Here is a 20,299-nt window from a genome sequence, read left to right on the forward strand (position 1 = left end):
AAAGAACCACGTATCTTTTCTTTTGGTAGTTCATGGCGTCTTTTCGTTCTTCCCTATTAACTGCTCTATGTGTCTATGGCATCATGATCATGCCTGCCTATGCTATTGATCCGAATCATCCTAAGCTCCACCATCATAAATACTCCGAAAGATTGCAAAAAAGGCACACGGAAGATTCTTATGTTTCCTCTTCCTCGATACAAGAATCCTCTGCAACCTCAAGCCAAGAACCTCGTCGTCATGTACTTACCCCAATACGTAATGTATTAGCAGATCGCCCTTGCGACGAAGGGCTGTCGATCTCCAAATTGTTCAACTCGATAGAAAAAGAAACAAACTCACAAATTTCTGTGGATTTTACCATTCTCCCTCAATGGTTTTATCCTAAAAAAGGTCTGCTAACGGCAATTGATGAGAAGCAGCCGACTTGGCAATTTTACATGAGTCCTAACGTTTCTTGGCAACTCTACAATAGCCCTACTGCAGGTGTAGGGAGTATCGATTTCTCCTATACCTTAATACGTTACTGGAGAAACAACGCACAAAATGCTAACAACGCCATAGGAATTGCGGGTGGAATCAATGATTACAGTACCCGAGCTAATACGTTATCTCAGCTGACGTTTTCTCAAACATTCCCGGGGAATATTCTTACGATTTCAGTTGGTCAATACAGCTTATACTCTATAGATGGGACATTGTACGATAACGATCAACAATCAGGATTCATAAGTTACGCGTTATCACAAAATGCTAGTGCGACATATTCATTAGGAAGCGTTGGCGCCTATTTACAATTTACACCTACACCCTCTATAAATATTCAAGCAGGCTTCCAAGATGCTTACAATATTTTAGGCTCTTCTTTCGACATTTATAATCTTACAAGAAACCGCTATAACTTTTATGGATATTTCTCTTGGGCACCTCAAAGTGCTTTAGGTAGTGGACAATATTCTGCATTAATCTATTCTACAAGAAAGGTACCAGAACAACCTACGCAAACAACAGGATGGTCGCTAAACTTCGGACAGCACTTAGGAGAGAAACTTTACGTATTTGGAAGATGGAATGGTGCCACAGGAACAGCGCTGAATCTCAACCGCTCTTATGTTCTTGGATTAGCATCAGCAAATCCAATAAATCGCAATCCTCAAGATCTTTTAGGGGCTGCGTGCTCCATGAGCAAAGTCAATCCTAAAGTAGTTACAGAAAAGAGAATCCGCAAATACGAAACTGTAATAGAAACATTCGCAACCATAGGATTTGGACCTCACATATCCTTAACTCCAGATCTGCAAATCTATATTCATCCTGCACGGAGACCTGATAAACGTTCTGCTAAAGTTTACGGCATCCGAGCTAATTTCTCTACCTAATATCCTATAACTTGATATCCTTAGGAGTTTGTACATGCCTTACGGAACACGCTACCCCACATTAGCTTTCCATACCGGAGGAGTCGGTGAATCTGATGATGGAATGCCTCCTCAACCTTTTGAAACTTTCTGTTATGACTCAGCTCTATTACAAGCAAAAATAGAGAATTTTAATATTGTCCCTTACACATCAGTACTACCTAAAGAACTCTTTGGAAATATTGTCCCTGTAGATCAATGTGTAAAATTCTTCAAACATGGTGCTGTTTTAGAAGTCATCATGGCTGGACGCGGAGCTTCCACAGCAGAAGGCACTCATGCAATTGCTACCGGTGTAGGTATTTGCTGGGGACAAGATAAAAATGGCGAGCTTATCGGTGGATGGGCAGCAGAATACGTAGAGTTTTTCCCTACATGGATTAACGATGAAATCGCAGAATCTCATGCTAAAATGTGGTTGAAGAAATCCCTTCAACATGAACTGGATCTTCGCTCAGTTGTAAAACACAGTGAATTTCAGTATTTCCATAACTACATTAACATTAAGCAAAAATATGGTTTCGCATTAACTGCATTAGGGTTCCTCAACTTTGAAAATGCCGATCCGGTAACAATTAAGTAAGGAGAATACATGATTTCTAATGGGAGTAAATCCGGGAAAAATCTCGGAGCCATAGCTTTGGCAGGTATGGTAATTAGCTCCATGATTGGGGGAGGAATTTTCAGCCTTCCCCAAAATATGGCAGCATCAGCAGGAGTAGGAGCAATTATCTTAGCATGGATCCTAACAGGCGTAGGCATGTTTTTCATTGCCAATACTTTTAAAATTCTCTCATTAGTGCGCCCTGACTTAACGACAGGGATCTATATGTACAGCCGAGAAGGATTTGGCCCCTACATAGGATTTACCATTGGGTGGGGATATTGGTTATGCCAGATCTTTGGTAATGTCGGTTATGCTGTAATGACCATGGATGCGTTAAACTATTTCTTCCCACCCTACTTTCAAGGAGGAAATACGATACCCGCAATTATAGGAGGCTCCATACTCATATGGGTTTTCAATTTCATCGTCTTGAAGGGCATCCGTCAGGCATCGTTCATTAACGTCATCGGAACCGTATGCAAACTCGTTCCTCTTATTGTATTCATTATCATTACAGCCTTTCTTTTCAAACTTGCGATTTTCAAAACAGATTTTTGGGGGGATACGGTTACAAAAACACAACCGTTATTAGGATCTGTAACTAGTCAGCTAAAAAGCACCATGTTAGTTACCTTGTGGGCTTTCATAGGAATCGAAGGAGCTGTAGTTATGTCCGCACGTGCAAAAAGTCCCAGTGCTGTTGGAAAAGCTACGATTTTAGGTTTTACTGGTTGTCTTACCGTTTACGTACTTTTATCTATCTTACCCTTTGGCTCCTTATTTCAACATCAACTCGCAGGTATTGCCAACCCTTCAACCGCGGGAGTATTAGGTATTCTCGTAGGAAAATGGGGAGAAGTTTTAATGAACGTCGGTCTCCTTGTTGCCATACTCTCTAGTTGGTTATCCTGGACGATGATCGTTGCTGAGATCCCTTATTCTGCGGCAAAAAATGGTACATTCCCAGAGATTTTCACTATCGAAAATGCTGATCGCTCTCCGAAAGTTTCGTTATACATCACTAGCGCTCTCATGCAAGTCGCTATGCTTCTGGTGTACTTTTCAACCAACGCATGGAATACGATGTTGAGCATTACAGGCGTCATGGTTTTACCTGCCTATTTTGCAAGCGCTGCTTTTCTTGTGAAGTTTAGTAAAGACAAAAAATACCCAAATAAGGGACCAATCAAAGCCTTTACTGCAAAAATTACAGGACTCCTTGGTGCTGCTTATTCTATTTGGCTCATCTATGCTGGAGGACTGAAATATCTACTTATGGCGATTATTCTCTTGGCTTTAGGTATTCCTTTTTACATTGATGCTGGGAAAAAAGGCAGGAATGCAAAAACTTTTTTTGCAAAAAAAGAGATTACAGAAATTACAATAATTGCTTTTTTAGCATTACTAGCTATATTCCTCTTTTCAACGGAGAAAATCCGTTTATAACCCAATGATCCAATCACCCTTGGGGAGAGGCCCTTGCGCCTCTCTCATTTTTTTTAGTTCCCTCTCCTTCCACATTCCTCTCTGTTATTTAATGCATTATTTGCTTATCCTCAGGAGAGATATAGAGTGAATTTCTAAATTCAGATTCTAGATTTCAAGGTAAACTTATGCGTATAGCAGTTTTAGGAGCGGGATACGCCGGGCTTTCTGTAACTTGGCATTTACTACTGCATTCTCAAGGAACAGCAACTATTGATCTTTTTGATCCAGTTCCTCTAGGTCAAGGAGCTTCGGGATTGTCTTCGGGTCTTCTTCACGGATTTACTGGAAAGAAAGCCATGAAACCTCCCCTCGCTGATTTAGGAATTACCTCTACTCATAGCTTAATCACAGAAGCTAGCAAAGCATTACATATCCCGATTGTTCTTTCCCGAGGGATCATCCGCCCAGCAGTAGACGATGAACAGGCGGAGATTTTTATGAAGCGTGTCGAGGAATTTCCTAATGAACTCGAGTGGTGGGAGAAAGCACGTTGTGAAATGACTGTCCCCGGTATTGTTGCGAATCTCGGAGCTTTGTTCATAAAGAACGGTGTAACCATAAATAATAACGCGTACATTAATGGTCTTTGGGATGCTTGTGCGAATCTTGGCACTCAGTTTTACGATGAGCTTATAGAAAATATCTCTGATATTGAGGAGTTTTATGAGCATATTATCGTTACACCAGGAGCTAATGCCCATTTCCTCCCCGAATTACAAAAACTTCCCTTATCCAATGTAAAAGGCCAGCTTATAGAAATCTCCTGGCCTAAGGATCTGGCTATGCCACAATTCAGCATCAATGGCCGTAAGTATATGGTAGCAAATACGGAAAACAACACCTGTATTTTAGGATCTACTTTCGAACATAATCAACCCGAAATTGTTCCTGATGAAAATGTTGCCTATAACGAAATCATGCCCCCTATTCTCTCTCTATTTCCAGATCTCAAAGATGCGACTATCCTGAATTATTATGCAGGCATGCGTTCATCCAGCTCTACACGTTTACCATTGATTAGCAGGATAAAAGAAAACCTTTGGTTCCTAGGAGGTCTAGGATCCAAAGGTCTACTTTATCATGGCCTTACCGGAGACATGCTAGCTCAAGCTGTTTTAAAACAATCTACAGCTTACATAGCTAAAGAGTTCTTATTTACTCTTTAATCAAATTGTCTTGAGAGGTTTGCTTCATCAAGTAAAAATCAAAAGAGAAATTCAAGAAAAAAGAAAGAGCTGGAGTCAGAATAAGAGCTATGGGCATAACTAATACCAAGACTTCCATTAAAAACGATCCTGTATTCATATCTGATAAACACACAAGATGTGACATCAAATAAAACGAATCTAAGGCGAGCCAGCTACACAATGCTAAAGGCGTCGCTGCTATGATAAATCCAATAGACTGTTTCAACACGTTACCTTTAAAACAGCTTAATAACTGCATATAATCAACGCTTTCATGATCGCTAAGCACAGGTATGCAAAAAAATAAAGATATGAAAGAACCTAGAAAGAGTAAGATCAAAGTTGTTGCCGAAAGATAGGGAACAAAAATTAACAATGTATGGAAAACTCTACCAATCCAAGGCAAAGAACTTAAAAACATCGATAACAAAATTATTGTACTTACTACAACCATCGCAATGAAAAATGGCATAGAAACAAGTAAAGATAACCACAGTGATTTCCAATTCTTATGAAATGTTGCTGTGATTTTTTCTACATTACCCACAGATTCTTGTTTTAATAACGCCTGTACAACCACAGCAGAAGCACACACAATACTAAAGGAAGAAAAAAACGCTCCCAGACCTAGTGTTGATAGCGAAAAACTAAGAACAAATTGTGAGCATAATTTTAAAAATATAGAAAAAACAAAACCAAAACAGCACAAACTAGAAAAAATAAAAAGAAATCGCTGTTTATTAAAAATCTTTTTAAAAGCATTTTGACTTAATACGTCAAAAGATTGAGTCATAAATCACCCCATTAACTTGTGCTATAACAAAGATACGTTGGCTTTTTCCTGAGAAATTTCATCCAAGGAAATTTGAATCTTATTTTTTATAAAGGTATCCCAAAGCAATCCAGGAACAATCTCATAATCCCCAGATGGCAGCATACGACATGGAAAACCAAAAATTAAATCTTCAGGAATACCATAGGGATTATAGTCAGAGCATACTCCAGTAGAAAACCACTCTCCATCTTTAGGGAGGAAAATAGAGCGTGCCGCCTCTGCTAAAGCACGGGCAGCAGATCCTGCAGAGGATTTTCCGCGAGCTTCTATAACAGCACTTCCTCGATTTTGAATAGAGGGGAACATAATATTCTCAAGCCAATCACGGTCACTAATCACCTCAACAGCAGGTTTTCCTGAGATTAACGCTTGAGTAAAATCGGGAACTTGTTTTGCAGAATGATTTCCCCAAATAACAACGTGGGAAACTTCGTCTAAAGGCACTTCCGCACGATGAGCCAACATTGTATGCATCCGGTTCTGATCTAACCGCAACATAGAATGGAAATTCCTTCTATTCAATCTTGGAGCCTGGTTCATAGCAATCCAACAATTAGTATTTACAGGATTACCAACGACAAAAATTTTCGCGTCACGCTTTGCAGAAGTATTTAACACAGATCCCTGAAGAGAAAAGATCTCTCCATTACGCTTTAAAAGATCCGATCGTTCCATACCAGGGCCTCGCGGCGCTGCTCCTATAAGAAAAGCCGCATCAATGTCATCAAAAGCATCTTCTAGGGAAGTTGTAACACGCAGAGACTGCAAAAGAGGATAAGCACCATCATCAAGTTCCATACGAACACCTGAAAGCACTCTCTCTAGCCCAGGGAGGTCATATATACGTAAATCTATCCCACAGTCACTACCAAAAACATCACCATGAGCTAGAGCAAATAGAAAACTATAGGCAATTTGCCCTGTCCCCCCTGTAACAGCAACGCTAACCGTACGCGTTAGTTTCATAACCACGCCTCCCTAAAAAAAACACTATAATCCTTAAATAAAAACAAAATCAAGCGCGTCTATTTTGTGATAGCCAAGAGAAAGCGATTCCTAAGCTAAAACCGTGTCAAGAGGCGAAATAAATACAAGCGTTACGCTCCTATCCACAATACTCCGCGTCTGAATTCTATACCAAGACTTATGCTTTACTAACGTTTCTGTCAAACCCTAGTTGTCATCATAAACCCTGTAAATACCAAAGATATCTGAGTAAAATCAGAGTAACGTGCTGCAAAAAAAATACTGCTGGGCAAAAAGATAAAAAAGAAAGACCTTTGCGTCTTAAGAACTGTTGGAAGTCAAGAAATGCGATCAGGAAGCTATACGATAGAAAATGGCTCCTCGAGCACCTACCCAAACCCCTGAACGAGATTTCATCACCTGTTCTCCCTTACGCGTAGATAAAACACCGTGAATATCTAAAAAACCTACTGAACGCACACGAATAAAAAACATAGCGTTTCCATCCATCGCTTAAAAAATGAAGACGCTATTATATCACAAAAACTATTAAAACACTGAGGGAAAATGAGTTTCCCCTCTGGTGAAAAGCTTTAGGATTTTTTCTTCTGTGTACTGTTAAAAAGATTTAACAATGCTTCTGCCTCAAGGCACGCCCCCTCTTTAGCCTGCCCCTGCATAATTCCCAGAACCTGGTTTGCTAGATCTTTGCCTAGAGTCACTCCTTCCTGATCAAAAGAGTTAATGCCCCAGCAGAAACCTTGAAAGACTATCTTATGTTCATAGAAAGCCAAAAGAGCTCCCATAGTGTAAGGAGTCAGTCTCTCAGAAACAAGAAGAGAAGAAGGACGATTTCCTCTAAAGCTCTTATTCGGGTTAGTATTTTCTCTCCCCTGTGCTAAAGCTATAGATTGCGCGACCATATTGGCAAAAAGTTTCTGAGACGAGGTAGATCCAGAAATGACGATATCTGCTCCCCTCTGATTTTCAAGAAAACCAATAAATTCTATAGGAACAATATCGCTACCTTGGTGTAGACATTGAAAAAAGGAATGTTGGCTATTGGTACCGACTTCTCCCCAAATAATCGGACTTGTAGCAAATCTGATGATCTCTCCAGTTTGAGCAATGCTTTTCCCGTTTGATTCCATACCACATTGCTGTAAGTGCGCAGGGAAATACTCTAAACCCGCAGCATAGGGAACAATCACTGAGGTAGGGTAACGCAAGAAATTACGATTCCAAATTCCCAACATTGCTGCTAGCATAGGGAGGTTTTCAACCATGTGTGGTTCCAAAGCAGCTAAATCCATAGCTGCAGCTCCTTCAAGAAGCTGCAGAAAAACATCAAATCCATAAGCAAAGCCTAAAACAACACCGCCTACCATAGATGTAGAGGAATATCTTCCCCCGATGCTATCCCAAATATGGAAAACTTCAAGATACTTACTTGTGTCGTCCATGGGACTACCCTCACAAGTAACCGCAATGAAATGGTCGCGAAAGTTTAAACCCTGTTTTAAGAAATGATCAGCAATGAATTCTTCATTAACAGCAGTTTCTAATGTAGTTCCTGATTTCGATACAGTCACAACTAAAGTTTTAGAACACTCGATCTCCTGTAAAACTTCTGCTGCATTATCAGGGTCAATATTAGAAACAAAATAGACTTTCTTATCCGAAGGACAACAGCCTTTTAAGGCACGATGCAAAGCTTTAGGACCAAGCTCTGACCCTCCAATGCCAATCTGCACAATCGTAGTAAAAGCATCTCTATACTTACTTAAGAAGTCTTTTAAACGTTGTGCTTCAATTTTAGATCTTAAAGCAATATCCTCTGCATTTCCTGTTAAAGGGATTTCCTTAACCCAAGCACGTGTTGCTGTGTGCAAGGCAGGGCGAGATTCACTAGGGAAATTATCAATATAGTTGACGACCTCCCCGCTTTGCATCGCCTGCATGGAAGCCACAAGACCGCGCTCAGAAGCTAAATCCGTTAATGCGGATAAAACACCTTCATCAACTCGTTCTGTAGCATAACTTAGGGTGAAACCTTCTATGGATAACGAAAATCTTTCTACACGCTCTTGTGAAATTATTCCAGGGGTAGTTAAGTCTATAGGCGCAACAGCCAAATCTTGTAATATCTTTGTTGAGGGGCTATCCAGAAAGCCTTTTCTATCCATCATCTACCTCATCCTAGCTTAAAATCTACCCAAAACCTATACTAAAAACTCTACCAGCCGAAGTTAGATTTTATGACCTCAGCCCAGTTTTGCGATGCTATCCTTGAACAATTTACTCTTTTTCTATCAGTAGATCGCGGTCTTAGCTGCAATTCGATTTCCGCATATATTCAGGACATTACTCTATTCCTAAAAATAAACGCCATTACATCAATTGCAGAAATCTCTCAAGACAGTGTGCATCTATTTGTTGATCAGCTACATAAACGCAAAGAAGCTGAAGCCACTTTAGCACGTCGTCTGATCGCCTTAAAAGTATTTTTCCGATTTCTCAAAGAGGCAAAACTTCTTGAACACCCTCCTCTTATCGAACATCCTAAAATTTGGAAACGCCTACCCACCGTACTCACACCAAAAGAAGTGGATACCCTTTTAGCGATTCCTAAGAAAACTACAACCTCTTCTATGATCTCTACTAGAGATACGGCAATTCTCCATACGCTATACTCTACAGGTATACGTGTATCTGAGCTCTGTGGTTTACACATAGGAGATGTTAGCGATGACTTTCTTCGAGTTACAGGGAAAGGTTCTAAAACACGACTGGTTCCCTTAGGGAAACTTGCGAGCGAAGCAATAGACGCCTATCTATGTCCTTTTCGAGAAAACCTCCAAAAAAAACAACCTGAGGAGCACCACCTATTCCTCTCTATACGCGGACGTAAACTCGAGCGTTCTTGCGTATGGAAAAGAATCCATTATTACGCAAAGCAAGTCACCCACAAACGCGTCTCACCACACTCTCTAAGGCATGCCTTTGCTACACATTTATTAGACAATAAGGCCGACCTCAGAGTAATTCAAGAAATGCTCGGTCACGCGCGCATTGCCTCTACGGAAGTCTATACACATGTAGCAGCAGACACCCTAATGGAAAACTTTCTTTCCTATCACCCGAGAAATCTCTCCTAATCACATTGATAGAAAAATGTACCATTCTCTAGGTGAGAATAACAATCTTCGTTTCCTTGTGATGTTCCAGTATATCCTCCATAAGTCTCAGGATAATAATACCCGTATTCATAGGGATAGTAAAAGCTGTAGGGCACATGACCATTCTGCTCCTGGAACTGCAATCCTGAAACAGTAACCACTTTTGCTAAGAATGCGGACTCTGATACAAAGGAATTTTCTCCAAAAGCTGAAGAAAAACAAGCACTTAGGAAACATGCTAGGGCTAGAAGCTTTTTCTTCATAAACTTCCTCAAAAAAATCTAAAACTCTAGATTTTATTTTACTACGGATGGGAATTTAATGATGTGTCTATAAAGGAAAAAGCGTTGAAATGCCCAGGATAGGACTTGAACCTACATGCCGCGAAGCACTGGATCCTAAATCCAGCGTGTCTACCAATTTCACCACCTGGGCAGAAAAAAACACTCTATGATGGCTAGCAAAATCATTTTGGTTCCTCTGACTGTTTTTGTAAATAGAAAACCCTATATTCTCTATGATTCTCTCTCATAGTCTAACCCTTTTATAATCAAACTTGCAGGAAAATTACGTTTTATATAATTTTCATCGCTTCTATGTCCCCATAAATTACTCGTGCGAAAATTAGTATGAATACACCCCTGCCTTCAGCAGTCCCGTCTACCAATGTAACTCTAAAGGAAGACGCCTCTGCTTCGTCCTCTGCCTCAACATCTTGCAGTGTTTTAAAAACTGCAGCTGGCGACGTTGTACTTTCTATATTTTCTTCAGAGGGGTCAGCACCAGCTTCGTTAAGTTCTCTTGCTACACTTGCCTTGGCACAAATTTCTGCGATTGCTAACGAAAATACTCACCTGTTTCAAGATTGTGCTCATAATTTGGTATTCTTATCTCCTGAAACAATTGATATTGAAATACAAATCGCCGACCTCCTGCAAACTTTAGAAACGCTAACTCCTCAAACAACTAACGAAGAAAAAACGAGTTATAAGCAACAAGAACAGAGCTTACTCAACAAGGGATATGAACCTCAGGAAGTAGCACCAAGATCAGCAAAAGACATCCAAGGCTCATCCAAAACATTACAACAGCCCGCAAAAACGTTTTCTAATTATACTTCTGCAAAAACTTCTGATTCCCGGCCTTGGGCAAACTCTTCAACGATTCTTCATAACTCAGAACAATTTACATCACGAGCTTCTCATTCTTCTACACCATCTCAGCAACCTCGAACAGAAAAAGATAGTGATCTTATTTCTTATCAATCTTACCCTGCCTACACCACAGAGAAAAAAGAACAACAGATCTTTACAACGAAATCTCAAGAGTCCAAACAAGACCGAGAAGACCGAGATCAAAAACAAGATCAACAACGTAACGGACAGCATCAAGAAGAGAATAATCAAGAAAAACAGAGAGAAAAACACTACAAGTCGCAGTTTAACGTCGACAAAAGTAAAAAGATATCTTCTCAATTATCTATAGAGCAACTCCGGTATTTTGAAGACGTACGCCAATCTCGAAACATCAACGTTGAGGAAGAAAAAACTTTTAAGAGAAAAGCGCAATCTCCGATGTCGTTGTTTGCTTCGGGGAATCCTACTCAAGGGTATGCTCCCATTCAAACGCCAAAAATCGAAAACGTATTCATACGTTTTATGAAACTTATGGCAAGAATCCTGGGACAGGCGGAAGCTGAAGCTCAAGAACTCTATCTTCGTGTTAAAGAACGTACAGATAATGTTGACACTTTAACTCTATTACTTTCTAAAATCAATTCTGAGAAAGGTGCCATTGATTGGAGAGATAACCCAGAAATGAAAGCTCTTGTTGAACAAGCTAGAAAACTCGATGTCACCATATCCGATACGTTACAATGGACTGAAGAAGAGAAAAAGCTTCTGAAAGAAAATATTCAGATGCGCAAAGAAAACATGGAGAAAATCACCCAACTCGAAAGAACAGACATGCAAAGGCATCTTCAAGAAGTCTCGCAATGTCACCAGGCACGCTCCAATGTATTGAAACTTCTCAAAGAACTCATGGATACCTTTATTTACAACCTGCGTCCGTAATGTCATATTTAACGTATTTATTAGAAAAAATAGCAGCTTCTAGCAAAGAAGATTTTCCTTTTCCTGATGATTTAGAAAGTTATCTTGCAGGATATTTTCCAAATCAAGATCTTCCTTTAGATACGTACCAAAAGCTATTCAAAATCTCTTCAGAAGAACTAGAACGTGTGTATAAAGAAGGCTATAACGCCTACTTAAATAGAGAATATCAAGTAAGTAGTGAAACTTTCCGTTGGCTAGTATTCTTTAATCCTTTTGTCTCGAAGTTTTGGTTTTCTTTAGGAGCTTCTTTACATATGAGCAAGCTCTACCCTCAAGCCTTACATGCCTATGCAGTAACTGCATTATTAAGAGATAAAGATCCCTATCCTCATTACTATGCTTACATTTGCTATACACTTATGGACGAACACGAGAACGCAAATAAGGCTTTAGAGCTTGCATGGGAACGTGCCAAACATCATAGCGCTTACCAAGAACTAAAAGCAGAAATTCTGGATATAAAAAACCATGCATAATCCCATAACTATGGGGAATTGACTATGTCTTCCTGGCTCGCACAATCTACAGAAATCCTCTTAAACCAACAGCCGTATATCCCAGATAGTCCTAAACAATCTGAAGCCACTGCAAGCATAAAATATTCTATTACTCAAGCTACAGAATCTTCTGGGCAATCCTTAACAAAAATTTTTATCAACAAGCAAAGTGAGAGATTGCTGACAAAAGATGATGTGCAAGTTGTCACAAATCGCCCCCTTACCCCTGCAAGTCCTAGAGAAAAAATCCTACAATTTGGAAGTTCTCTAACATCACAATTACCTAGAAAAGAACAGACTTCATCGTCTTCTCCTTGGAATCTCTTTTCACAAAAAAATTCTAAAGAATCGATGACAGCTCTTCTCAAAGACTTAATGATGCCAAAATCTAAAGAAGCAGCTACTGAGAAGAGAGTCTTTTCTGAGAAAACTCCCTACACGGAAACACACATACAATGTAAACAACAGCCAAAAACTCAACATGATTTAGAAAGATCTAAGACGTTCTGTGAATCTACAGAAGATACAGAATATAACACACGATCCGAGGAGACATTTCTTTCTTCTCGGGATGCTGATTTTCGTAATAAAGAAGAACACCGACTAATTTTAAAATCGCCCCTAGGAAAATATAGCAAAGGATTATCACAGGATGAGCATCCAGGAAAACAGCACTCTCAAAAATGTTTCTTTAAAAAATCCCAAAAAAATAAAAAAACGCGAGCAGCTTCTGTTGTTCCTATTATTAATCCTCCTTCTATTGGTATATTTACCTTAAGTTACCTACTCACAAAACAAGGGATACTCTCTGATTTTTCAGCTTACGCATCCTATAAAGATTGTGTAGAAGCTACGCAAAAAGAACTTGAAGCAACGCATATCGAGCGTATGCAACAAATCGAAAAATCTATCGAGAAGGAACAGCAAGCGCAACGCTGGGGCTCTTTAGCAACTATTGTAGAATGGATTTTACCCTGGGCAACCTTGGGAGCCTCTACTGTTTCTGTAATTATGGGTGGAGGGATTTTCTCTTGGATAGGTGTACTATCCGGTCTTATTGCACTAACACTCACCTTATTGGATGCTTTAAATGGTTGGGAAGCTATTGAAAAATTAATCCCAGGGAAAGATAGGCAAACAAAACAAAAAATACTGAAAATTGTACGAATTGTCCTTTTTGTAATAGCAGTTCTATTATCCATTGCTACTTTAAAGCTAGAATGTCTCGGGCTACCCCAATTTGTTCAAGGAGTCTTGCGTGGGATAACCCCCGCTTTAGAAGGCGCTTTAAGCCTGCTACGCGGAGCTATGCTGTGGACACGCTCAAAATTATTCAAAATGAAGTCTCACTACGTTTTTCTTGAAACAAAAATCGAACTTCTCAGTTTAGAAAGGGATGATTACATCGCTCGTACTCAAGAAATCTTAGAAAGTTTTCATGATTCTTTCGAAAATCTCGCGCACGTGTTACAGTTGTGCAGAGAAATCGACAGAACGTTTCTGGAATCTCTAAGGTAAATTCTTTTGTAAGGAATGTTATGACAGCATCTTGTGCAACAACAACCGGTACAACTTCAGAGAGTACAGAGATCGATTTACTAGATACAGCATCGGCAACTGAAGCCTCGTCAACAACCGACGCTGAAGTTAGTGTTCCTGATTGCTGTCAGATGGCTATCTTGCGTTCGATGTCGGATGCCTGTCTAAGCTTATTAAACCAATCAGGTTCGGTATTTTCACAATTTTCTCCTCAAAACAAACCTGCGCCTTCAGAAACTCTCATGGCAAAAAATGGTATGTTGATGAAATCTTCATGCCTACCAAATCTCTCCTCACAAAAGTCACTGGATACATTTTCTTCAACTGAGAGAAACCCCTATTTACAACAAGCTAGCCTGTATTCTAATCTCACCTCGGCAAAAGAAGAAAAAACTCAAGCGAGTACAGTATTTTTTTCTTGTCCAGCTCCTAAAGACGCAAATCTCATAGAAAAAACAACAATCGTACTCTTAAACCTGCCAGAATCTAAAGAGGATGGAGGTATGCGAGATCAGTCTTCTCTTCATCTGTGTCCAACAAAAGTTCAAGTTCACACCTACGACAAGGAAACAATAAAAGCACATAGCTCTAAAAACTCTACTAAAACCTCTGAAGAATCTGCAAAATCCTCACCTTCTTTGCCAAAACCTTCTACCTCTTCTCTCAGTCCTCTGGCTCTATTCAGCCATGTACAAAAAGAAATTACGGAAACACGTCTCGATACCAAATCGAGAGAAAAAGAAGAAGGTCAGGGAGAAAAAGGACAACAAGAACATCAAGAGCAAGAGCAACATCATCATAAACAGAAAAAAGGCTTTGCTATTGAAGAGCTTTCTAATCAAACATCTCTTCGTTATACGCAATCTTGTATGTTACCTGATGAGATTGTTGAATTCGCCCTTACAGAGGCTCAGCTGAGCTCATTGATGCATATGCGCGTATCGAATCTCGATATTCTCAAAATCTGTGCAGAAATTATGAAGCTGATGTTGAATAGTAGAGAGCAAGATAATCTCGCTCGTTTAGAAGCTAGAAAACATCTTTTAGAAAAAGCCAGAGAACTTATTGAAAGTTATGAAAATCAAGCTAAGATTTCTCAATGGTTAGGAGTCGCCACAGCAACTTTAGGAATTGTAGGTGCTGCTGCTCCTATCATCGGAGAGATCTCTGGAAAACAGATTCTTGGATTCATCCAGCAGCATACGGGATTTTGGAAAAAAGCCACAGCACACACCTTCTTCAGAGGTGTCGGAAAAGTTTGTTCCTCCCTATCACAACTTACAGAAGCCTCGTCTAAAATCTATGAATTAAAAGAAACAGCATCAAGAACATTCGCAGAAAACTATAAAGAGATATTCCGTATGGAACATGATGAAATCACCCGATCGATTGAAGAGGTGAAAGACCATTGGAAAAATATGGATAATTTTCTCTTACAAATACTACAAACAGAGCATGATGCCGTTCGTAGCCTCTACCAATAAAAGGCTGCTATTTCCTTATATTTTTATATGCTTTTGTCTTCCCCCAAGGGAAAATGACCTCGCAGCTTTTCTCAGTGAAAAACAGCTGATCCCCTCCAGGTAAAGAATCCAAAGGAAAAGAAATGCTGATAACCATATTTCCTGGTTTAAGCTCTTTCAAAGCCTTTAAAACACTTTTTAATACCTTTAAAGAATACGAAGAACCATAGAAGTAAACACAAGAGGCTTGAGACAACGGTGTTTCATGGAAATGTTCTTTCAAAAATACCGCAGGTTGTACAGATAAGAGACGATGTAGATAAGAGGAAAAGTTTATAAAAGCGGGCTGATTATCTATACCGACAACCTGACATCTAAGAATATGCGAAAACCAAAAACAGACTTTTCCTAATCCACAACCTAAATCATAAACAACATCTTGAGAAGTAACCCCAAATTCCCTACTCACTTTATTCAAAGCCAACCAAGGAGTTTCTCCATATACATTCCCTTCTCTCAATAATGAAGATTGTGGAGAACGACGCAACTTTCGGTAAGGATTTTTTAATAAAGAATAAACAAACTTTGCTAGATCATATAAAAGCAATTTTGGATATTGAATATAGAGCGATAAGGATAAACAAACATATTCTCTAATAGAAAACCATATTCTATAAATCAATACGCGCAATACGTATAAGAATGAAGACTTCTTAAGTACGAAGCTCTTTAGGCGGTTGGAATACGACATCTTCTACAGTAAATATATCTTCTTCAACTTGTAAATCGGGTATTAATTCTTTCAACCTAGAAATACAAGATTGAACAATATGCTCAGGAGTTGATGCTCCTGCTGTTATTGCAATATCACCAGAATAGTTTAAAATTTCATCAGAAATATCCTCGGGACTATTCACTAGCCGTGCGGGGATATTTCTTTTTTCAGCAACCTCACGTAAACGGTTAGAGTTAGAACTTTGGACATCTCCAATAACATAAACAAAATTCACCTTAGGAAGTATCGAACGTAATGCTTCTTGACGATTTTGTGTAGCATAACAGACTGAAGAACTCGGTAACGTAATAATATGAGGATAACGCACCTTTAATGCTTGGGTAACTTCCGCAACATCGTCCAAACTCAAAGTGGTTTGAGTTACAAAAAATAAAGGATCATTCACACTGAAGGGTAAGTTTTCAACATCTTCTACTTTTTCGACTACGGTGACACTCTCGGGAGCTTCACCTCGAATCCCTATAACTTCCACGTGCTTGCTCTTGCCTATCAAAATAATTTGATAACCTTTGCTTGCATAAAGCTTAACTGCAGAATGAATCTTAGTTACCAAGACACAAGTCGCATCTATATCAAAAAGATTCCGAGCTTTCGCCTCCTCACGAACCTCTGGAGGGATACCATGAGCAGAATAAATCACCTTTTCTCCACGAGGAACATCCTTAAGATCTTCTATAAAAATTGCCCCGCGTCTCTTGAGATCATCAACTACATGACGGTTGTGAACAATTTCATGTTTTACATAAATAGGAGCTCCCCATTTCTCTAAAGCAGATTCTACAACTTGGATAGCACGAACTACCCCAGCGCAAAATCCTCTAGGGTTACTTAAAATAACTCTACGCATACATTCTCCAAAATGGGTGGATGCTTAATAAAAAAAACCTTTAGAACAACATTGTTTCTAAAGGTTATTTAATATAACTGAAGATTTTTTATATTGTAATGCCTATTACGACTCAGTTATTGTGTTCCCACCTTCTTCCATTGCATTTTCTTCTTTTTGAATAAGTTGAAGAACCATACGTTTTACATTACTAATGTAATCCCCGTACTTTCCTGTTTGCACATCAGCATCTGTAAAGCCTAAAAATACGTGAGGAGACACCCCTAAGTTCTCTATGTATGAACCATCAGATCTTACTGCTAGAGATCCTGTTAAAGAACAACTTTTAATTCCTGTTCTACTAGGGAAATCAACAGTAAAGACAAAACCTCCAGCTCCTGCTGTAGTCGTTCCAACAATGAGAGCTCTACCATTATCTTTCATAATCGCAGGTAATAAATCTCCACAGGAGAAATCCTCTTCATTGATTAAGACACAAATAGGATGTGAGTAACGATGCTCAGGATGCGGGCATATATGGGAAAATCCTAATAAAGGTATAGGATTAGTGAGATTGATCTCTCCACTTTCCCAGCTCTTTAAAACTGCGTGTGAGAATTTTTGTAGATACCCCACAGCATGCATATCAATTGGATAACCTTCCATATCTTGACCAAGAGCATTTCTTGCTTGCTCATCCGTTTCAACACCCTCAAGCATCTCTAACCATTTGACTGCTGCTTGAACTTCACTTTGAGTTAGTATCATTCTATGTTTAGGTGTTTCTAAAGGTCTATCCGTTAATCTACTCAATAACCCATAAAGATAGAAAACACTACCACCAGGATTATTTGTTTGATCGATAATTAAAGCCTCTGACTTAGATTCAAGAACGTCGATGATCTCGTTAAAATCTTCCCATGGGGAATTCATATTCTCAACACTACGATCTTCCATATCGGTCCAAGAATATGTAGAAATTCTCAGGAATCCGATTGAATGAGGTTGCCCTTGGTCATCTGCAACTGTAAATATGTAAGCATGATATGGCCCACTTTTGGCTCTCCATGTCACTTTCCCAAAATCAGGGAAAAAGCCTTTTTTACTTCCAATATTATAATCACTGTAGAAACCACGTTTATACTGCTCACGTAATTCGTTCCAGAAATAAGGGACCATTTCATTTGTAAACAAACATTTGTCAGCAACACTGGATAATAGAGGTAAAGCACGTGGGGACTTCATCTCTATTACAGGATTTTTTACCAAAGGAGATATCAAAGATAAATCCCGAATATGTTCAGGAGTGTGACGCCATTTCACTTTTAACGTACGCGTTAAACCACTAGGACGACGAATTTTTAACGTAGCTATTCCCACAGGAACCTGATGCCCCAAAGAAGCAGAACGCGAAAAGAGCATACGTGTAGCTGCAGCATAGTCAGAAGGAACTCCTCTACCCGTACGTATACTTTCAATCGCTTCCAGAATTGGTACACCATCCATCTCCAAAATTTCATCACCTACAGATATGTCAGAGTGGTATGTATGTACGTCGACAACAAAACATCTATTATTGCTGCTTAACTTTAGTGTATAAGGTAAATAAGAACTCTCTGTAGCAAAGAATGTTATCCCTGCATGGAAGTCGTTTAAACTAGAAATATACTCAGCAAGAACCCCTTGGCAATACTTTATCGAGGGATTTTCCTCTAATTTTATCTTTAAACGCGCTTGATCTGTTACATCTTTAAGATCCCAACGGAAAAGCTTATGCTTCCAGTCTTTAGGAGCATATTTAATATCCAATAAGTGTTCTAAAAAATCCAAATCCGCACATGCGCTTTGGTGGACTAAGGTCTTCGCAGAACCTGAAAAGGAAAAACCTAGTAACAGGGAACAAACCAAGACTGTAATGTGTTTTATTTTCATATTTACCTCTCTTCCAAATAGAGAATATTTATAAGGAGGTGGTATGATAGAGGTATAAAGATTTTATTAAAACAAAGTTTTAAAAAATTTTTTTACTCAAAAAACAACCACATCAAAAAAACATAGCGATACGCTCGAGCATAAAATACGAAAACAAACCGCCAAAATAACTGGCCAAGGCAATCCAAGAAATTTTCTTAAGATACCACAGGAAATCAACTTTCTCGATACCCATAAAGGCAACTCCAGCAGCTGATCCAATGACTAAAATGCTTCCCCCAGTGCCTGCCGCATAAGCGATTAATTTCCATAAAGTATCATCAATTGGGACTTGATACATACCCATAGTCGCAGCAACAAGAGGAACATTATCCAATACACTTGAAATAAGACCAATAAAAATAGCAACTACGTTCCTAGAAAATATTCTATCCATACTTATAGAAAGTTCAGAAAGAACATTTGAAAAAGTTAGAGCATTGACGGCTAATAAGATACCTATAAAGAAAGTAATTGAGGAAATATCTATCTTCGTCAAAATATGAGGAATACGCAGATGGTAACGATCCTCACCATGAGGAGAATGAACCCAATCACTGGCTAACCAAACGAGCCCAAGACCTAACAAAGCACCGATAAACGGAGGCACTCCTAAACATGCTTTCCACACCGGGACCATTAACAATGAACCTAAACCAATACAAATGATTAAACCACTTTTTTTAGGTGATCCTTCTATCTCAATATCCTTAGAAATCATTCCCGAAGAGCGTTTTTTAAGTAGGAACTGAGCACAAATTCCCGCAATAAGCACACACACCAAACTAGGCACAAAGAGAGCACGAATAATTCCCCAAGAAGTCACTTTATTGTTGATCCACAACATTGTTGTTGTTACGTCTCCTAAAGGTGTCCAAGCCCCCCCAGCATTCACACTAATCACACAAATAGCGCCTAAAAGTAACCGATCTTCTCTAGATTTCACTAGGCGTTTCAAAATAGAGATAATAATGATGATAGAAGTTAAATTATCTAGAGCAGCTGATAAAAAGAAAGAAAGCCCTATAAGCACCCAAAGCAATAAAGTTCTAGATTGTATGTAACAACACCGCACTATAAGAGAAAACCCTTTGTGTGCATCTATAAGTTCCACTATAGCCATCGCCGCGAATAAGAAAAAAATGACCTGAGCCATGTCAGCAATTTCTTCAGCTAGCATCATATGATCAGCATGTTGTATATGAGAAAAACAAACTAGCCACATCAAACCTCCCATAGCCAGTGCTACAGCAGACTTATTGACTCGCACAATATGTTCGAAAACAATCGCGATGTATCCAAATAAAAACAGAGCACACAATTGGAATTTCAACATAATGACCTCAAAAATAATACTACGAACTAGTGTACTCCTATTTACAGGTTAGGTAAAGTAGGAAAAAATTCTTC

18 protein-coding genes and 1 tRNA gene are annotated in these 20,299 nt (G+C 39.1%); 9 read left to right on the plus strand and 10 right to left on the minus strand.

The genetic code is table 11. The annotated features are described in order from the left end of the window. The first annotated feature begins 32 nt into the window (after nt 1-32). From aaxA to G5O_RS08795, 4 genes are all read left to right on the plus strand, one after another. The gene (aaxA, locus tag G5O_RS08780; protein ID WP_006343392.1) at nt 33-1,379 is read left to right on the plus strand and encodes a porin AaxA; all 1,347 of its coding nucleotides are present in this window, start codon (nt 33-35) and stop codon (nt 1,377-1,379) included. A 34-nt stretch (nt 1,380-1,413) separates the two neighbouring features. After that, on the plus strand, nt 1,414-2,001 hold the full coding sequence (gene aaxB, locus G5O_RS08785; RefSeq protein WP_006343393.1) for a pyruvoyl-dependent arginine decarboxylase AaxB: 588 nt from the start codon (nt 1,414-1,416) through the stop codon (nt 1,999-2,001). Between the two features lie 9 nt (nt 2,002-2,010). Further along, the gene (gene aaxC / locus G5O_RS08790) at nt 2,011-3,471 is read left to right on the plus strand and encodes an arginine/agmatine antiporter AaxC (protein ID WP_006343394.1); all 1,461 of its coding nucleotides are present in this window, start codon (nt 2,011-2,013) and stop codon (nt 3,469-3,471) included. Nucleotides 3,472-3,638: 167 nt separating this feature from the next. Continuing rightward, the gene (locus G5O_RS08795; RefSeq protein ID WP_006343395.1) at nt 3,639-4,679 is read left to right on the plus strand and encodes an FAD-dependent oxidoreductase; all 1,041 of its coding nucleotides are present in this window, start codon (nt 3,639-3,641) and stop codon (nt 4,677-4,679) included. On the opposite strand, the gene G5O_RS08800 is transcribed toward G5O_RS08795, so the two are convergent. The 4 genes from G5O_RS08800 to G5O_RS08815 all read right to left on the minus strand — a co-directional run bounded on the left by G5O_RS08800 (nt 4,669) and on the right by G5O_RS08815 (nt 8,687). Then, nucleotides 4,669-5,493, minus strand: a complete 825-nt coding sequence (locus G5O_RS08800) for a hypothetical protein (protein WP_006343396.1) — start codon at nt 5,491-5,493, stop codon at nt 4,669-4,671. The genes G5O_RS08795 and G5O_RS08800 overlap by 11 nt on opposite strands. Nucleotides 5,494-5,514: 21 nt before the next feature. Continuing rightward, nucleotides 5,515-6,501 (minus strand): malate dehydrogenase, encoded by a 987-nt coding sequence (locus G5O_RS08805; protein WP_006343397.1) that lies wholly within the window; start codon nt 6,499-6,501, stop codon nt 5,515-5,517. 351 nt (nt 6,502-6,852) lie between these two features. Then, nucleotides 6,853-6,996 (minus strand): protein LtuA, encoded by a 144-nt coding sequence (gene ltuA, locus G5O_RS10405; protein WP_013462711.1) that lies wholly within the window; start codon nt 6,994-6,996, stop codon nt 6,853-6,855. A gap of 98 nt (nt 6,997-7,094) precedes the next feature. After that, the gene (locus G5O_RS08815; protein WP_006343399.1) at nt 7,095-8,687 is read right to left on the minus strand and encodes a glucose-6-phosphate isomerase; all 1,593 of its coding nucleotides are present in this window, start codon (nt 8,685-8,687) and stop codon (nt 7,095-7,097) included. Between the two features lie 72 nt (nt 8,688-8,759). On the opposite strand from G5O_RS08815, the gene G5O_RS08820 reads away from it, so the two are divergent. After that, the gene (locus tag G5O_RS08820) at nt 8,760-9,659 is read left to right on the plus strand and encodes a site-specific tyrosine recombinase XerD (protein WP_013747388.1); all 900 of its coding nucleotides are present in this window, start codon (nt 8,760-8,762) and stop codon (nt 9,657-9,659) included. On the opposite strand, the gene G5O_RS08825 is transcribed toward G5O_RS08820, so the two are convergent. Both G5O_RS08825 and G5O_RS08830 read right to left on the minus strand, forming a co-directional pair. Then, nucleotides 9,656-9,943 (minus strand): putative periplasmic lipoprotein, encoded by a 288-nt coding sequence (locus G5O_RS08825; protein WP_006343401.1) that lies wholly within the window; start codon nt 9,941-9,943, stop codon nt 9,656-9,658. The genes G5O_RS08820 and G5O_RS08825 overlap by 4 nt on opposite strands. Nucleotides 9,944-10,033: 90 nt before the next feature. Beyond that, nucleotides 10,034-10,115, minus strand: a tRNA-Leu gene (locus G5O_RS08830). A 194-nt stretch (nt 10,116-10,309) separates the two neighbouring features. On the opposite strand from G5O_RS08830, the gene G5O_RS08835 reads away from it, so the two are divergent. Genes G5O_RS08835 through G5O_RS08850 form a run of 4 tightly spaced genes read left to right on the plus strand, consistent with a single transcriptional unit; the run spans nt 10,310 to nt 15,317 of the window. Next, nucleotides 10,310-11,755 (plus strand): hypothetical protein, encoded by a 1,446-nt coding sequence (locus G5O_RS08835; protein WP_006343402.1) that lies wholly within the window; start codon nt 10,310-10,312, stop codon nt 11,753-11,755. Beyond that, entirely contained in the window at nt 11,755-12,273 is a 519-nt protein-coding gene (locus G5O_RS08840) for a SycD/LcrH family type III secretion system chaperone (RefSeq protein WP_006343403.1), read from the plus strand. Before G5O_RS08835 ends, G5O_RS08840 begins: the two co-directional genes overlap by 1 nt. A gap of 24 nt (nt 12,274-12,297) precedes the next feature. Further along, a complete protein-coding gene (locus G5O_RS08845) occupies nt 12,298-13,812 on the plus strand; it encodes a hypothetical protein (protein WP_006343404.1) in 1,515 nt (504 codons plus the stop codon). 20 nt (nt 13,813-13,832) lie between these two features. Then, nucleotides 13,833-15,317: a hypothetical protein gene (locus G5O_RS08850; protein ID WP_006343405.1), complete on the plus strand. Its 1,485-nt coding sequence runs from the start codon at nt 13,833-13,835 to the stop codon at nt 15,315-15,317. A 7-nt stretch (nt 15,318-15,324) separates the two neighbouring features. Here the strand turns inward: G5O_RS08850 and G5O_RS08855 are convergent, their stop codons facing one another. The 4 genes from G5O_RS08855 to G5O_RS08870 all read right to left on the minus strand — a co-directional run bounded on the left by G5O_RS08855 (nt 15,325) and on the right by G5O_RS08870 (nt 20,225). Further along, nucleotides 15,325-16,047 carry a class I SAM-dependent methyltransferase gene (locus tag G5O_RS08855; protein ID WP_006343406.1) on the minus strand — a complete coding sequence of 241 codons (723 nt, stop codon included), beginning with the start codon at nt 16,045-16,047 and terminating at the stop codon, nt 15,325-15,327. Then, complete coding sequence (ispH, locus tag G5O_RS08860; protein WP_006343407.1) at nt 16,010-16,939, minus strand: 4-hydroxy-3-methylbut-2-enyl diphosphate reductase; 930 nt, start codon at nt 16,937-16,939, stop codon at nt 16,010-16,012. Before ispH ends, G5O_RS08855 begins: the two co-directional genes overlap by 38 nt. Nucleotides 16,940-17,044: 105 nt before the next feature. Further along, entirely contained in the window at nt 17,045-18,850 is a 1,806-nt protein-coding gene (locus tag G5O_RS08865; protein WP_006343408.1) for a protease-like activity factor CPAF, read from the minus strand. A 112-nt stretch (nt 18,851-18,962) separates the two neighbouring features. After that, nucleotides 18,963-20,225, minus strand: coding sequence for an NhaD family Na+:H+ antiporter (locus G5O_RS08870; protein ID WP_006343409.1), 1,263 nt, complete (start codon nt 20,223-20,225; stop codon nt 18,963-18,965). Between the last annotated feature and the right edge of the window lie 74 nt (nt 20,226-20,299).

The organism is Chlamydia psittaci 6BC, from assembly GCF_000204255.1.
GTDB lineage: Bacteria > Chlamydiota > Chlamydiia > Chlamydiales > Chlamydiaceae > Chlamydia > Chlamydia psittaci.

Bases quoted from the DNA above. Each gene is read 5' to 3' on its own strand.
- G5O_RS08850 (WP_006343405.1), top strand. From the start codon at position 13,833: ATGACAGCATCTTGTGCAACAACAACCGGTACAACTTCAGAGAGTACA.
- G5O_RS08855 (WP_006343406.1), bottom strand. From the start codon at position 16,047: ATGTCGTATTCCAACCGCCTAAAGAGCTTCGTACTTAAGAAGTCTTCA.
- aaxA (WP_006343392.1), top strand. From the start codon at position 33: ATGGCGTCTTTTCGTTCTTCCCTATTAACTGCTCTATGTGTCTATGGC.
- G5O_RS08815 (WP_006343399.1), bottom strand. From the start codon at position 8,687: ATGGATAGAAAAGGCTTTCTGGATAGCCCCTCAACAAAGATATTACAA.
- aaxB (WP_006343393.1), top strand. From the start codon at position 1,414: ATGCCTTACGGAACACGCTACCCCACATTAGCTTTCCATACCGGAGGA.
- G5O_RS08870 (WP_006343409.1), bottom strand. From the start codon at position 20,225: ATGTTGAAATTCCAATTGTGTGCTCTGTTTTTATTTGGATACATCGCG.
- G5O_RS08845 (WP_006343404.1), top strand. From the start codon at position 12,298: ATGTCTTCCTGGCTCGCACAATCTACAGAAATCCTCTTAAACCAACAG.
- G5O_RS08805 (WP_006343397.1), bottom strand. From the start codon at position 6,501: ATGAAACTAACGCGTACGGTTAGCGTTGCTGTTACAGGGGGGACAGGG.
- G5O_RS08825 (WP_006343401.1), bottom strand. From the start codon at position 9,943: ATGAAGAAAAAGCTTCTAGCCCTAGCATGTTTCCTAAGTGCTTGTTTT.
- G5O_RS08865 (WP_006343408.1), bottom strand. From the start codon at position 18,850: ATGAAAATAAAACACATTACAGTCTTGGTTTGTTCCCTGTTACTAGGT.
- aaxC (WP_006343394.1), top strand. From the start codon at position 2,011: ATGATTTCTAATGGGAGTAAATCCGGGAAAAATCTCGGAGCCATAGCT.
- G5O_RS08840 (WP_006343403.1), top strand. From the start codon at position 11,755: ATGTCATATTTAACGTATTTATTAGAAAAAATAGCAGCTTCTAGCAAA.
- G5O_RS08800 (WP_006343396.1), bottom strand. From the start codon at position 5,493: ATGACTCAATCTTTTGACGTATTAAGTCAAAATGCTTTTAAAAAGATT.
- G5O_RS08795 (WP_006343395.1), top strand. From the start codon at position 3,639: ATGCGTATAGCAGTTTTAGGAGCGGGATACGCCGGGCTTTCTGTAACT.
- G5O_RS08820 (WP_013747388.1), top strand. From the start codon at position 8,760: ATGACCTCAGCCCAGTTTTGCGATGCTATCCTTGAACAATTTACTCTT.
- G5O_RS08835 (WP_006343402.1), top strand. From the start codon at position 10,310: ATGAATACACCCCTGCCTTCAGCAGTCCCGTCTACCAATGTAACTCTA.
- ispH (WP_006343407.1), bottom strand. From the start codon at position 16,939: ATGCGTAGAGTTATTTTAAGTAACCCTAGAGGATTTTGCGCTGGGGTA.
- ltuA (WP_013462711.1), bottom strand. From the start codon at position 6,996: ATGTTTTTTATTCGTGTGCGTTCAGTAGGTTTTTTAGATATTCACGGT.